Annotated in this window: 11 protein-coding genes; 2 read left to right on the forward strand and 9 right to left on the reverse strand. The window is 70.7% G+C overall.

Annotation, left to right across the window (positions count from 1 at the left end; genetic code table 11):
* The 8 genes from KDM41_00005 to KDM41_00040 form a co-directional block, all read right to left on the reverse strand.
* Nucleotides 1–1,169: hypothetical protein (locus KDM41_00005; protein MCB1181795.1), on the reverse strand; the 1,169-nt coding region annotated here is incomplete at its 3' end.
* Nucleotides 1,162–2,319: a tRNA 2-thiouridine(34) synthase MnmA gene (gene mnmA, locus KDM41_00010; GenBank protein ID MCB1181796.1), complete on the reverse strand. Its 1,158-nt coding sequence runs from the start codon at nt 2,317–2,319 to the stop codon at nt 1,162–1,164. The genes KDM41_00005 and mnmA, both read right to left, overlap by 8 nt.
* Nucleotides 2,319–3,101, reverse strand: coding sequence for a tetratricopeptide repeat protein (locus KDM41_00015; protein ID MCB1181797.1), 783 nt, complete (start codon nt 3,099–3,101; stop codon nt 2,319–2,321). The genes mnmA and KDM41_00015 overlap by 1 nt, the downstream gene beginning before the upstream one ends.
* A 17-nt stretch (nt 3,102–3,118) precedes the next feature.
* Nucleotides 3,119–4,327, reverse strand: coding sequence for a hypothetical protein (locus KDM41_00020; GenBank protein ID MCB1181798.1), 1,209 nt, complete (start codon nt 4,325–4,327; stop codon nt 3,119–3,121).
* Complete coding sequence (locus tag KDM41_00025; GenBank protein ID MCB1181799.1) at nt 4,324–5,904, reverse strand: hypothetical protein; 1,581 nt, start codon at nt 5,902–5,904, stop codon at nt 4,324–4,326. The genes KDM41_00020 and KDM41_00025 overlap by 4 nt, the downstream gene beginning before the upstream one ends.
* Nucleotides 5,905–5,920: 16 nt before the next feature.
* Nucleotides 5,921–6,331, reverse strand: a complete 411-nt coding sequence (locus KDM41_00030) for a biopolymer transporter ExbD (protein ID MCB1181800.1) — start codon at nt 6,329–6,331, stop codon at nt 5,921–5,923.
* Entirely contained in the window at nt 6,328–6,963 is a 636-nt protein-coding gene (locus tag KDM41_00035) for a MotA/TolQ/ExbB proton channel family protein (GenBank protein ID MCB1181801.1), read from the reverse strand. The genes KDM41_00030 and KDM41_00035 overlap by 4 nt, the downstream gene beginning before the upstream one ends.
* Nucleotides 6,964–7,027: 64 nt before the next feature.
* On the reverse strand, nt 7,028–8,119 hold the full coding sequence (locus KDM41_00040) for an energy transducer TonB (GenBank protein ID MCB1181802.1): 1,092 nt from the start codon (nt 8,117–8,119) through the stop codon (nt 7,028–7,030).
* A 205-nt stretch (nt 8,120–8,324) separates the two neighbouring features.
* Here KDM41_00040 and murB point away from each other — a divergent pair, with 205 nt between their 5' ends.
* Nucleotides 8,325–9,272, forward strand: a complete 948-nt coding sequence (murB, locus tag KDM41_00045; GenBank protein ID MCB1181803.1) for a UDP-N-acetylmuramate dehydrogenase — start codon at nt 8,325–8,327, stop codon at nt 9,270–9,272.
* Here murB and KDM41_00050 read toward each other — a convergent pair.
* Nucleotides 9,265–12,075 carry a VCBS repeat-containing protein gene (locus KDM41_00050; protein MCB1181804.1) on the reverse strand — a complete coding sequence of 937 codons (2,811 nt, stop codon included), beginning with the start codon at nt 12,073–12,075 and terminating at the stop codon, nt 9,265–9,267. The two genes, murB and KDM41_00050, sit on opposite strands and share 8 nt — an antisense overlap.
* 169 nt (nt 12,076–12,244) lie before the next feature.
* Between KDM41_00050 and KDM41_00055 the strand changes: the two genes are divergently transcribed.
* Entirely contained in the window at nt 12,245–13,171 is a 927-nt protein-coding gene (locus tag KDM41_00055) for a hypothetical protein (protein ID MCB1181805.1), read from the forward strand.
* Nucleotides 13,172–13,174 lie beyond the last annotated feature (3 nt).

Consider the following 13,174-nt stretch of genomic DNA (forward strand, 5'->3'; position numbering starts at 1 on the left):
GTTCCGCCCACCTTCAGTCCCAGGCCGACACGCCCGTCGTCGTCCCGCAGGGACTCGGCCAGGAACGAGAACGCCCCCAGTTCGGGCGTGAAGCCCGCGGGCAACCGCACGTGAACCGCGAGGTCCAGCTTCCCGTCGAACGCCACCGCGCCCGTCGCCCTCCACTCGGTGTCCGGGCCGGCGAGCTCGAGCCGCTCCAGCCGGTACACGCCCCCGCGGACCACCAGATCGTGCTCCAGTCGGTCGAAGCGGATGTGCACGAGGTCGGGGCGGTCGCCCAGGTAGGGGCCGGCCTCGCGCAGCCAATCCGCGGCGTCCAGTTCGCCGGGCGTCCCCCGCAGCCGCCCGGTCAGGCCGAGGCTGGCCAGCCGCACGTCGCGGTCGGCCAGGTCGAGGCCTCCCGTGATCTCGCCGCTCAGGTCGGTGCGCAGGCGGGCCGCCAGGTCGGGCAGATAGGGTGCCAGCAGTTCCGCCGCCGGCGCCGCGGTCAGCACCACGCGCCCGGAGAGGCGACCACCCCGGTCCGCCCGGGTATTCCAGTCCAGGTCCGCTTCCAGGCCACCATCGCCCAGGTCGGCCTGCAGCCGGATGTCTTCGCTGCGGCCCGCCGCCCAGTGGCCGGTCAGCCGCACGTCGCGCCACGGGCAGCCGTCGTGGTCGAGAGTCGCGGCCCGCAGATCCCCGTCCGCGACCAGGTCGCCCGGTTCGGCGGTCGCACCCGTCACCCCGGAGAGAGCGACTTCCACATCGCGGGCCTTCAGCAGGTCGCCGCCCCAGGCGACGTCCACCCGGGACGCCACGAGCCGCGCGCCCGACCACTCGAGCCGCCCGGCGAGCAGCGCGGCCGCGTCGAGCCGCACCTCCAGCCGCCGGTACTCCACCTCGTAGGGCCCCAGGTCGTTCGGCCGTCCGGTCCGGGCGGCGAGGTCCGCCCCGGTGCCCGCCAGGCGCCCGTCCCGCAGCACGACCCCGGGTCCGCCCCAGATCCGCACACCGACCCGTCCGGGCGTGAGTATCCCGCCGGTCCTTGCGGCGACGATCTCCTGCAGGCGGCCCGTGACCTCTTCGCGCGGCACCAGCCGCTGCCCGATCATCCCGAGCACGGCCCCGGCCGCCAGCACCGCCAGCAGCCCAAGCAGCAGCGTGCGCCTGCGGCGCCCGTCAGCCATGGTCCGCCTCCCTCGCGATCCGCCCGCCGCCGAGCACCACGTCGCCGCGGTACAGCACGCAGGCCTGACCCGGCGCGGGCGCGTCGACCGGTTCGGCCAAATCGAGTTCGAGGCGCCCCGCCGCGAGTCGCCAGGCCGCCACGCGCGCTCCGCCGTGACGATGCCGGATACGGGCCACGACGGGCTCGTCGCCGGCGGCCACCTCGCCCTGTGCCGGGAGCTGCGGCCCCGCCGCCTGCCAGCCCGTGGCCACGACGCGGGTGCGCAGGGTCTCCTCGCGGGCGCCCACGACGAGCCGCCCTCCCGCCAGGTCGAGTTCCAGCACGTACAGCGGTTCCGGCGCGGCCACGCCCAGCCCCTTGCGCTGCCCCACCGTGTAGTGGATCAGGCCACGGTGCCTGCCGAGCACCCGCCCCGACCGGTCGACGATGTCCCCCGGCCGCGTGGCCGGACCGTCGGCGTGTTCGGCGAAGAGGAAACTGCGGTCGCCGTCCGGCACGAAGCAGATCTCCTGGCTGTCGCGCTTGGTCGCCACCGGCAGCCCGAGCGCCGCCGCCGCCGCCCGCACCTGGGTCTTGTCCGCCCAGCCGAGGGGGAACACCAGCCGCGGGAAGAGCTCCGGATCGATCCGGTGCAGGAAGTAGCTCTGGTCCTTGGCCGGATCGACGCCGCGCAGCAGCCGCATCGTCCCGTCCACCGCGGCGATGCGCGCGTAGTGCCCCGTCGCCGCGAAGGCGCACCCCTGCCGCGCGGCCAGCCGCACCAGTTCGGGAAAGCGCACGGTGCCGTTGCAGTCCAGGCACGGATTGGGTGTTTCGGCGCGGGCGTAGTCGGCGATGAAGGGGTCGATCACGGCCTCGCGGAAGGGCCGTTCCACGTCGCCGACCCAGTGCGGCGCGTCGAAGCGCGCCGCCAGGCGCCGGGCGTCGTCGATGGCCTCGAGCGAGCAGCACGACTTGTCGGTCAGGTCGGCCGACGCGTCGCCATAGCAGAAGTTCTTGAAGGTCACGCACTGGACGTCGCAGCCCAGCTCGCGCAGCACCGCCAGGCTGACCGCGCTGTCGACGCCGCCGCTGATGCCGAGCAGGACGGTGGTCCCGGGCCCGAGGCGCTCACGCACCCCGGGCGGGATGTCCAGCGGGAACGCCATCAGTGGCCGGCGGGATCCGGCGCGTTCATGAGGTCCCTGACGATGCGGATGTTGTCGCGCGAGCGGCCCCCGATGTCCCCGTCGGGATCGAACTTGGCCGCCAGTTCCCACTCCACGATCGCCTCGCGGTACACCTTCTGCTCCGCGAACATGATCGCCAGGTTGTAGTGGGCCAGGGCGCTGCGGTCGTCGTGCTCGAGGGCCGTGTTGAACTCGCGCAGGGCGTCGCCCACCCGGCGCTGGCGCAGGTACAGCGCCCCCAGGTTGCAGCGGGCCTTCTCGTCGGTCGGATCGACCTTGAGCGCCATGTCGTAGTACAGCCGGGCCTTGTCCATGCGCTCGTCGCGCTCGGCGCGGCTGCCCATCTGCTCCGAGCGGTCGTCCCACAGCGAACCCAGGTTCACCATCGGCTCGATGAAGGTGCTGTCCCGGGCGATGGCCGCCGTGAAGTGCTCCTCGGCCGTGGCCAGCAGCACGCCCACACCGTCGTCACCCCAGCCCACGGTCGCCGCCGAATCGCCGGCCGCGGCATAGGCGCGGTTGCCCAGCAGGTAGTGGGCGTAGGCGCTGAAGGGGGCCGGCCCCGCGGCCAGGGCCTGCAGGGTGTCCTCCAGGGCCTGCCCGTCGAGGGTCTCGGTGCGGGCGATGAACTTGTCCAGGTCCGACTCGGGCACCGATTCCTTGCAACCCGTCAGGCCGAGCAGCAGGCCCGCGGCGACCAGGGCCAGCAGCAGGCCGGTCGCGGTGGTGGCCCCGGTCGAATTCCCCTCGATGCGATTCATGCGTCTTCCTCCCGCTCCTACCACCAGGCCTCCAGGCCGGTGAGAGATATGCCCAGACGATACACGGTGCTCTCGGCCCCGTTCTTCTCCAGATCCCCGATCACGCCGTACGAGAAAGCCATGTCCAGCTGGCCCAGATCGTTGGCCAGCGCGAAGCCCGTGCCGATGCTGAACGTCAGTTCGTCGACGGGCTCGCCCCCGAAACGATAACCCCAGCGATGCAGGTTGGCCCCCAGGCGCAGCGGCAGGTTGCGCAGCCCGGCGCGGCGTTCGCGGGCCTTCAGGCGCTCGAGCCCCACGCCCAGAGTATACTCGTCCTCGGCCTCTTCCTGCCACGGCGCGTACAGGGACGCCTCGGTCATGGGCATGTACTGGATGTCCGCCCCGATCTGCCAGCGCCGGATCAGACGCAGCTGCAGCCCGGCCCGATACTCGTCGGCGATGCGCATCTGCGACGTCGACCGCGCCGCCACCGTCACGTTGGAGAGGATCGCCGTCCGGTCGACGTCCAGATCGTAGGCCGGCGTCCAGGACGCGCCGAGGTGCAGCCTGTCGAACGGCACCCACAGCGCCGACAGGGTGTAGGACGTGCCCTCGTACAGGTTGCGCGTCTCGAGGATGTTCTCCGAGAGGCCCGTCCCCGCCGCGAAGAGCTCGGTGTACTGCTCGAGCACCGAACCGCTCTCCAGGTTGACCGAGCCGGCGAACGAGAATCCGCCGAAGGGGCGCCACGCCACCCCCAGCGGCACGTTGAACCGGGTGCCCTGGCGCGTCGAGACCTTGTCCCCCTTTATCTCCTCGCCGTCGACCAGCCACACGGCCGGTTCGCTCGTGTCCCAGCGCGTGCTGCCGAACATGTTGAAGCCCGCCGTGAAGCTCAGCCGCGTCTTGACGATGGGCAGGGCGACCTGGATGCCCGGCGAGTACACCTCGGCCGTCTTGCGCTCGCCGCTCGCCGTGGTCGAGGTCGTGCGTTCGCCGTAGCCCGTGTAGCGCAGGGCGACGTGCCGCAGGTAGGTGAGCGAGGCCTGGTTCTTGAAGCCGGGATGGGTCGTATCCGCCACGGCCATGCCCCAGCCCCCGCGCGCGATCACCCGCGCGTCGTCGGGCCGGATGCGCTGGCCGATGTTCGTGGCCGCGAACGGCGTCTGGGACCGGGCCAGGCCCGCCCCCAGCACCAGCACGGCGACCGCCACGAGAACGGTCCTCACGTTGCGCGCGCTCATCGGCCGCCTCCCGTCACTTCGCCGTCGACGGTGTACCACACCTTCAGGAACGGCCGCAGGTCCGGATCCGGATCGGCCAGGCCGTGGAAGTTCCACACGCGGTAGTAGAAGTCCCCGTACGTGGGGTCGGGATTCGAGAAGGTGGGGAACACGTCCTTGTACTCGCGGCAGGTCAGCAGCAGGCTGCGCGTCTGGGCGTTGGTGCCGTTCACCTCGCGCTGCACGAAGAGGGTCACGTCGAGTTCGATCGTGGTGTCGATCTTCGGCTCCTTGCTGGTGGCCACGTCCAGGGCGTAGACGAGGTCCTCGTCCCGCAGCACGCTCACGTCCGAGCCGAGGCCCGGCACGGCGTAGGCCGAATCGAGCTCGACGACCTGCAGCGACATGGCGGGGCCGAACGACGTCTCCGGATCGTTCGTCACCGAGAGGATGGCCCGGTTGATGCGCGCGTTCACCGGCAGGTTCGCGGTGTCGAAGCGCAGGGACGGATACGAGCGCAGGCCGGTCCGCAGGGTGAAGCCGTCGGCCGCGCTCCCGGCATCCTCGGGCAGGGTCGGCACCTCTTCCCACACCGTGCAGTCGAAGGAAGGCGCCAGCAGCAGGAAATCCTGGTCGACGTTGTCGTTGGGGTTCTGGTCCACCAGGCCGTCCACGAACTCGATGATCAGGTTGGGCGCCGGCACCGACCCCACCTTCAGGTCGGCGAGTTCGTTGTAGTTGGTCGAGAGCAGATCGAGCGAGGCGTAGCCCGTCAGACCGGGGTCGGACTGGTCGCCGAGCTGCACGAGGAACCCGACCCGCCCGTCGGGGAACCAGCGCGCCAGCAGATCCTCCGGGAAGAGGGACAGCTCGGGCTCGTCGCTCTGGTCCGACTCGAAGTAGTCGCTGTTGGACGGCAGCTGGTCGTAGTCGGGGAGCGTCGCCGGGTAGTTCTCGAAATCCGCCTGGACGATCGGGGCGTCGAGCTCGTGGACGAAGTAGTGGAAGACCTGGGGCCGGCCCTCGATGGGCTCGGGCACGATGGTGATCATGGAGTCGACGCACACCGTGTCCCAGGCCACGCAGAAGGTGTCGCAGGTCACCACGCCGCCGACCGTGTCGCAGACGACGGTGTCCCGCGCGCAGAAGATGGAGTCCTCCAGGCAGGTCACGAGTTCGACGAAGTTGGCCGCCTTGTACGTCTCGAACTTGGTCAGCCCCAGCTTCACGCGCCGGATGTTCGCCGCGGTGAACAGGGAGTCCGGGTAGAGCGTGGTGTTGCGGTCGGTCAGGTCGTACTCGGCCAGGAACGAAGCCCGGGCGCCGCCCTCGACGCCCAGATAGAGCGCCTGTTTCTCGGTCAGGGTGCGGTCCCGGTCGACCAGGGGCAGGCCGGCGAAACCGCTGACCTGCCGCACCTCGAGGGAAAGCAGGGTCGAATCGATCCGCGTCTCGACGAGTCCGGCCCCCACCAGGCTGGCGGGATCGCTCGTGCAGCCCGAAAGCAGCAGGCTGCCGGCCCAGGCCAGGCAGACCAGCACCGCCAGGACGACCGCGCCGCCGCGTCCGCTTCCCTGCGTGTGAATCGCGTCCTTCAATTCCGCTCCTTCGCGGTCAACGCCCCGGCCCGCCGCGGGCCGACAGACTGACCCGCGTGAATCCGCTCTGCTTGATGGTGTCGATGAGGGCCACGACGCGGCCGTGGGACGCCGCCTCGTCTGCGCGGAGGACCATCCGGTCCTCCCCCGTCGAAGCCCGCAGACGCCCAAGAAGTTCCGGCAAACGCGTCTCGTCAACCTCGGTGTCGTTGAGGAAGATCCGGTCGTCCCGCGTCAGGTACAGCACGCTCGGCGTGTCGACCGTCTCGGTGGCCGTCGCCGAACGCGGCAGCACGAGGTTCACCGCCGGCTGGTTCTTGAAGGTCGAGGTGACCATGAAGAAGATGAGCAGCAGGAACATCACGTCGATGAGCGTCGTGACGTTGATGATCAGGCTGCGACCCTTCTTTTGCGGCCGGAACCTCATCCCGCCGACCGTCCGTCGCGGGCGGCCTGACGCCGGCGCCGCAGGGTGTCCAGCACCTTGGACGAGTAGAACTCGAGATCGAAGATGATGCGGTCGGCCCGGCCGTTCAGCCAGTTGTGGGCCACCAGGGCCGGGATGCCGATGATCAGGCCGGCGGCGGTGGTGACCATGGCCTCGGAGATGCCGCTCGAGAGGGTCTCGGGATTGCCCAGCCCGGCCAGCGAGATGGTCGCGAAGACGCGGATCATGCCCAGCACCGTGCCCAGCAGCCCCAGCAGCGGCGACACCGCCGCCACCGTCTCCAGGATGCCCAGCCGTCGCGTCAGGCGCGTGGCCTCCTGGCGTCCCGCTTCCTCCAGCACGTCACGGATGATGGTCCAGTCGTTGTCCGCGTGGTCGAGGCCGGCCCGGACGATGTTGGCGAACGGTCCGGGGTGCCGGTCGCAGGTGGCGTAGGCCGTCGACAGGTCGGGGCTGGCCGACAGCGTCTCGACCGCCGAGGCGATCTCCGGCCGCACGATGCGCCCCTGGCGCAGCACCAGGATCCGTTCGATGATCACCGTCATGCCCACCAGGGACGCGATGGCGATGGGGATCATCATGTAGCGTCCGGCGAGGATCATTTCCCACATGTGCAGTCAAACCTCCGACATACCAAGAAGGCAGGAACCCCGGTCCCTGCCGTGCGCCACCATCTCAACGCCGGAACGCAGGATAGTGCAGGATCAGGGTGATCTCAAGATTCTTGTCCGGAAAGTGGTCCGGCAGCGGCAGGTAGGGCGCGAAGGCCTTCAGGGCCGCCAGCGACGCGTCGTGCAGGGACTGGTGTCCGGTCTGGTCGAGGATCTCCATCTTGCTCGGGCGCCCGTCCCTCTCCACCACGAGGTGGATCACGGTCTGGCCGTTGATCAGGCCCAGCCGGTAGGCGTAGGGCGGCACCCAGTGCCGGTGCAGCTCGTTGCCGAAGACCTGGATCCACGGCGCCCAGTCCCAGGCCACGGTGCTCAGCTGGAAATCGTCGACGATGGCCACGCCCGAGGTCGTCGCCCCCATCGCCTTCTGGTCGAAGTCGAAGCCGCGATCGCCGGATGCGCCTTCGCTCCCTTCCTTGAGGATCGACGGGTTGCGGGCGCCGTTCCACCACTCCTCCAGCTCGGGCTGATCGACGGTCTCGGCGTCCTTCCCGTTGCCGGCGCTCTCCCCTCCCGCCTGCTGCGTCTCCTCGGGGATGGCCCACTCGCCCCCCGGCGGCTGGGTCTCGCCCTCGGCGGCGGTCGCGTCGCCGTCCGGTGCGCCGGCCTGCTGCCGGCTCGTCGCGGGCGCCTGCTCGGGCACGGGAGGCGTCGTCACCTGCACGCCCGCCGCGCCGGCCAGGTCTTCCCGCCGGATCTCCACCTGGTTGAATTCGCCCTCGGCGTCGGCCGACGGCGTATCGCCGTCGCCCAGCTTGTTGTCCGCCGCCACCGAATGGTGCAGCGCCAGGTACTGCGGATCGTCGGGCGCCTCGGGCTGGGCGTGGCGGTCGGGCACCGAGGCGTAGGTGTCCGGCAGGGTCGAGTCCTTCTCGTCGGCGGCGGTCTCCGGATCGGGCTCGAGATAGACCTCCACCTCACGGCCTTCCCGCAGCCGCGCCAGTTCCTCCGGATCCGGCGTGAAGTCGACCTCGCGCAGCCCCAGCACCAGCACGACGTGCAGGAGCACCGACAGCACGAGGGCCGTCCGGATGATCCGCCGGTCGGTTTCGGGGCTGCCGGACAGGGCCGGGGTCATGGTGCGGGCTTCGGTCACTTGGGCGTCCTCGGAGCGGCGGAATCTGGGGGGCGGACGGTCGCCAGAATGTACCCTGCGAACCCCGCCGTTGCCAACCCGGGTTGACGGAAGTTCGGACCGGGTCCATCCTAGCCGGGATGGTCACGAATCGCTTCCAGCCGCGGCGATTCAGCAACCGGACCGGCCGGCCGCGGCCCCGGAAACCGGCGGAGGCGCCTCGAACGTGGAATTCCAGCACCTGATCGCCCGACTGGACCCGGATCTGCAGGCGCTCGTCCGTACGGATGTCGCCCTGCGCGAACTGACCACGTTGCAGGTGGGGGGCCCCGCGGCCTTGTTGTGCCCGATCCACAACCCCGTCCAGGCGGTTCGGTTCCAGGCCCTGGCCCGCGAAACCGGACTGCCCGTCTTCATCCTCGGCGGCGGCAGCAACGTCCTGGCCGACGACCGCGGCTTCGGCGGCGTGGTCCTGCAGGTCAGGGACTCCCACTACGAACGCGTGGGCGAGGTGGTTTCCAGCGGTGCCGGACACGATTTCGACGCCCTGATCGCCCGCACCCTCGCCGACGGCCTGACGGGACTGGAGTTCGCCAGCGGCATCCCGGGCACCGTCGGCGGCGCGGTCATGGGCAACGCCGGCTGCTACGGCCACGAGATCGGGGAATTCGTCGTCGACGCCACGGTGCTGACGCCGGACGGCGAGGTCCGCACCGTCGGTCCCGCCGCGTTCGGCTTCCGCTACCGGGAAACCGACCTGCGCGAGACGGGCAACGTGCTGCTGGGGGTCCGGCTGCGGCTGGCCCGCGGCGACCTGGCGGCCGCCACCGCGGAACGGGACGAGCACATCGCCGATCGTCGGCGCAAGCATCCGGTCGATCTGCCGTCGGCAGGCAGCTGGTTCCGCAACCTGCCCCCGGCCGCCCCCGGCGAACGCCGCCGGGCGGCGGGCGTCCTGCTCGAACAGGTCGGCGCCAAGGAGTTCCGGGAGGGCGACGCCCGGGTCTTCGCCCGTCACGCCAACATGATCGTCAACGCCGGCCAGGCCACGAGCGCCGACGTCCTGCGGCTGGCCGAGCGCATGCGCGCGGCCGTGCGCGACCGCTTCGGCGTCGAACTCGTGCCCGAGGTGCGCTACCTCGGCGGCAACAACCCCCGCCTGCCCTCTATTTGACCAGAATCAGCTTGTGCCGCAGCACCGCGCCGGGCGTGGCGATGCGCAGCAGGTAGAGCCCCGCCGCCGCCGGCCCCTCGGGCCCGTCACCGTTCCAGCGCACGCCGTGGTCGCCGGCGGCCAGTTCGCCCCGCAGCAGGGTAGCGACCCGCCGCCCCGCCAGATCGTAGACCACCGCCTCGACCTCGCCCGCCTGCCCCAGCCGGAAGCGGGCCTGCACGGCGGGATTGAACGGGTTCGGCCACGGGCGCGCCTCCCAGGCCAGCCGGGCGGGCAGACGCCCGTCTGCGGCCAGGCAGTCGGACGGGAGGTTCCAGACGGCCGACTCCCGGTCGCCATCGGCTCCCGCGCTCAGGCGCACGCGCCAGTCGCCACCGGCTCCCGGCAGCCACGCCGCAGCCACGCCGAGGGGCAGGTCGAGCACCCACCCCTCGCCATCCCAGGCGACGGTTCCGGCCTGGGCGCGGCCATTGGCCATGAGGGGACGCCACGCCGATCCACGGCCCAGTTCCAGTTCCCACGGCCCCGGGCGGTCGGGCCTGATGCGGATTTCCCAGCCCTCGCCGTTGCAGGCCGCGGCCACGGCCGTGGGAGCCACCGCCACGATGTCGGGATCGACATTGATCAGGCTCAGGCTCAGCAGCAGCGACCGGTCGAGGGTCAGGATGTCCGGCGCCCCGTCGCCGTTCAGGTCGGGCGCGTCGACATCGACCATCTGCGGCCCGCCCTGGATCTCCGCAGGCTGCGCGAATTGCCAGGCGCCCGAGGCGAACACCAGGGCCAGCGTCCCGGCCGACGCGAGGTTGGCCAGGGCGTCGGGCCGGCCGTCCTGATCGAAGTCGCGCAGGACCACGCCCGCCGGCCGGCTCGGCAGGCTGTGGGCCCCGATCCGCCGCACGAGGCCCCCGGACCCGTCGTTCTCGAAGAACGACAGGCTGCTCTCGGAACGGTTGGCCACGACCAGGTCGTCGTCGCCGTCGCCGTCCAGGTCGCCGGTGTCCATGGCGAAGGCGCCGAGCCCGGCGTTGACGAACCGCTCGTCGCCGAAGCCCCGGGCGCCGTCGTTCAGACGGGTCCAGACCCGGCTGGTGCCGTCGGTCCCGGCGAGGTCGGGCAGCCCGTCGGCGTCCAGGTCGAGCGCCACCAGCCAATCCACCGACCGGTCGAAGGCGAAGGACGTGGCGCTCGGAAACGCGCCGGCACCGTCCCCGAAAAGGACCGTCACGTCGGGCGTCGCCTGGGTCACGACCAGCAGGTCGAGCGCCCCGTCGTCGTCCATGTCGGCGCTGCCGAGGAAGAACGGGAAGGTCGCGGTCGGCGTGCTCGACACCGGGGTCGGCCCGGTCACCAGGTCCAGGTCGTAGACCACCACCCGATTGCCGATCACGTCGAGGATCGCCAGTTCGAGGTCCGGATCGCCGTCCAGTTGCAGACAGGTCAAGGGACCGGTCACGAAGCCCACGTCCCAGACCCGGGCCTCGAGTTCGAGCCCGCCCGCCGCGTCGCCGGCGAAGACCCGCACGGTGCTGGCGTTCGAGTCGGCCACGACCAGATCGGCGTGGCCGTCGGCATCCACGTCGGCAAAGGAGAAGGCGCCGGGGCTCGCGGACAGGCTCAGGGCCCGGATGCCCGCGAATTGGCCCGTGGCCGTACCCAGCATGAGGGTCGCCACCTGCGAAACGCCCCCGGCGGCCAGCAGGTCGGGCCGCAGATCGCCGTCGACATCGGCCAGGGCCAGGCCCACCGCCCGGCAGCCGGGATAGAGGATGTCGCGGCGCACCCAGCTGCCGGCCTGGCGTGCGGCGTACTCGACCAGACCCCGCTCTCCGTTCGCGCTGATCAGCCCCATGGCGCCGTCGGGCAGCAGACCCGCGACGAGATCGCCCGAGGGCACCGAAAGCGGCACCGTCTCCTCCACGACGAGTGCACCCCCGACCGCGGCGCAGACCAGCACGGCCGGGGGTTCGCTGCGCGCCACGAGCAGCTCGTCCCGACCGTCGGTGTCGATGTCGGACGCGGCCACGAAGTCGGGCACGACGCCGGGCAGGGGCAGGGAGCCGAAGGTATACGTGCCGTCGATCTGACGCCGGAGCACGCCGAGGTTCCCGGCGAGGGGCCCCGTCTGGGCCAGCACGAACTCGTTGCTGCCGTCGCCGTCGAGGTCGATGCTGGCGGCACCGGTCGGATCGTCGCCGCAATCGACCGTCTGCACCAGGGCCCAGGCCGTCGCGGCGCCCCGCACGATGGCCACCCGGTCCATGCCCGGCAGCGTGACGGCGACCTCGCGCGTCTCCGCCGTGATGTCGCCCACGAAGCCGAGGGCGCCGGGATCCTCGTCCAGCGCCACCTCGGCCGCGATCCGCAACTGCGGTGCCGTGGATTGGATCTCGACGAAGACCAGTCGGTCCGGGTCGGCCACGGCCGCCACCACCCCGGGTGCCGACGCCGGCCGCCCCAGCCACGGGACGATCGCCTCGACCCGGCCTCCGACGAAGAACCGGTGCAGCAGCGTGAAGGACTCGCTCGTGGGATTGTAGCGGTTCAGATTGAGGAAACCGGCCCCGTTCCCGGTGACGAACTCGTCCTGGTCGCGGCCCGGCAACCGCACGCCCAGGACGCTCAGGGCGTCCCCGTCCTGGGGCAACGTGGCCGGCCCGAAGAACTCGACGCCGAAGGCATCCGGACCGCCGCACAGCAACGCCAGCGCGAATCCGAGAACCCAGCGGCGGCGGCCGCGGGCCGGGTGGCGGCGGGCGGACCGCAGGGAGCGATCGGCAGCAGGAAAGCTGGAAATCACACGCATGCTCTTTCGTTGGCGTCGGGGTGCATGATGATACGGAGAACACGCCCGAACGCCAAAAGGGTTGCCATTAAATATTGACACCCAAGGCGTCGCACCTGAAATTTATCCACAAGCACATCAGGCTGCATCCCCGCGAGCCCCGGGCGTTGCCCCGGACAGGAGCCGATTCATGTCCCGATTTGTCATGTCCGCCCTCGTTCTGTTGGCGTTTGCCCTCTCGTGCACCGTGGTTTACGGCCAGGCGGCGGAGAAGCCCGCGCCGGCGGCCGGCAAGACCTTCAAGCTGCTGCGCGACGAGGGCACGGCCGCGGACGACCTCGACCTGGCCGACGAAGAGGCCGAAGCCTGGGATCCGGCCCTCAAGGGCGGCGCGCTGCAGATCAGCCTGGGCATCGGTTTCATGAATCTCAACACCACGCTCCTGAAACACGACCAGATCATCTACAAGTACACGACCGATTCGACCTACTGGGGCGACGTGGAACTGAAAGGCGAGTCGGCCTTCGCGCCCACGCTGCGCATCGGCTACAACCTGACCGAGTGGTTCGCCATCGAGGGTTGGGGCGGCGTCTCGATCTCCGAGTACCAGGGCAACATCGAGAACACCCACAGCCGCAAGAACGAACCCAACGCTCCGGTCGTCGACAATCCGCCCCTCGGCGAGTTCGACGCCGAGACGCGCTCGCTGATCACGCTGCAGGCCGGCGTCAACGCGCTGTGGTACCCCCTGGCCATGAGCGACGCCAGCGGCAGCTGGCATCCGTACCTGACCGGTGGCGTGGGCAACATGTGGTACAACATGAACTCGAACTACACCAACGACACCGCCTCGGCCCTCGACCTGAACCTGGGCGGTGGCATCCGCCTCCTGGCCGACCGGAACATCTCCGTGCGGGCCGAGGTCATCCTGCACCGCAACACCCTGGAGTGGACGCCGGCCGACTACTTCACGGAGCTGAACGAGGGCACCACGCGCGTGCCGCTGAACGAGTACCCCGAGGTCAACAACACGATCACCGAGCGCCCGGTCACCGCATTCGAAGCCAACGACATGACGATCCTGCACTGGACGCTGAGCATCCACGGCTCCTTCTGATCC

The sequence above is a fragment of the bacterium genome, assembly GCA_020440705.1.
Taxonomy (GTDB): Bacteria; Krumholzibacteriota; Krumholzibacteriia; order LZORAL124-64-63; family LZORAL124-64-63; genus JAGRNP01.

Excerpts from the sequence above, each read along its gene's own strand:
- KDM41_00050 (MCB1181804.1), bottom strand. The coding sequence starts at position 12,075 with ATGCGTGTGATTTCCAGCTTTCCTGCTGCCGATCGCTCCCTGCGGTCC.
- KDM41_00030 (MCB1181800.1), bottom strand. The coding sequence starts at position 6,331 with ATGAGGTTCCGGCCGCAAAAGAAGGGTCGCAGCCTGATCATCAACGTC.
- mnmA (MCB1181796.1), bottom strand. The coding sequence starts at position 2,319 with ATGGCGTTCCCGCTGGACATCCCGCCCGGGGTGCGTGAGCGCCTCGGG.
- KDM41_00055 (MCB1181805.1), top strand. The coding sequence starts at position 12,245 with ATGTCCCGATTTGTCATGTCCGCCCTCGTTCTGTTGGCGTTTGCCCTC.
- KDM41_00035 (MCB1181801.1), bottom strand. The coding sequence starts at position 6,963 with ATGTGGGAAATGATCCTCGCCGGACGCTACATGATGATCCCCATCGCC.
- KDM41_00020 (MCB1181798.1), bottom strand. The coding sequence starts at position 4,327 with ATGAGCGCGCGCAACGTGAGGACCGTTCTCGTGGCGGTCGCCGTGCTG.
- KDM41_00015 (MCB1181797.1), bottom strand. The coding sequence starts at position 3,101 with ATGAATCGCATCGAGGGGAATTCGACCGGGGCCACCACCGCGACCGGC.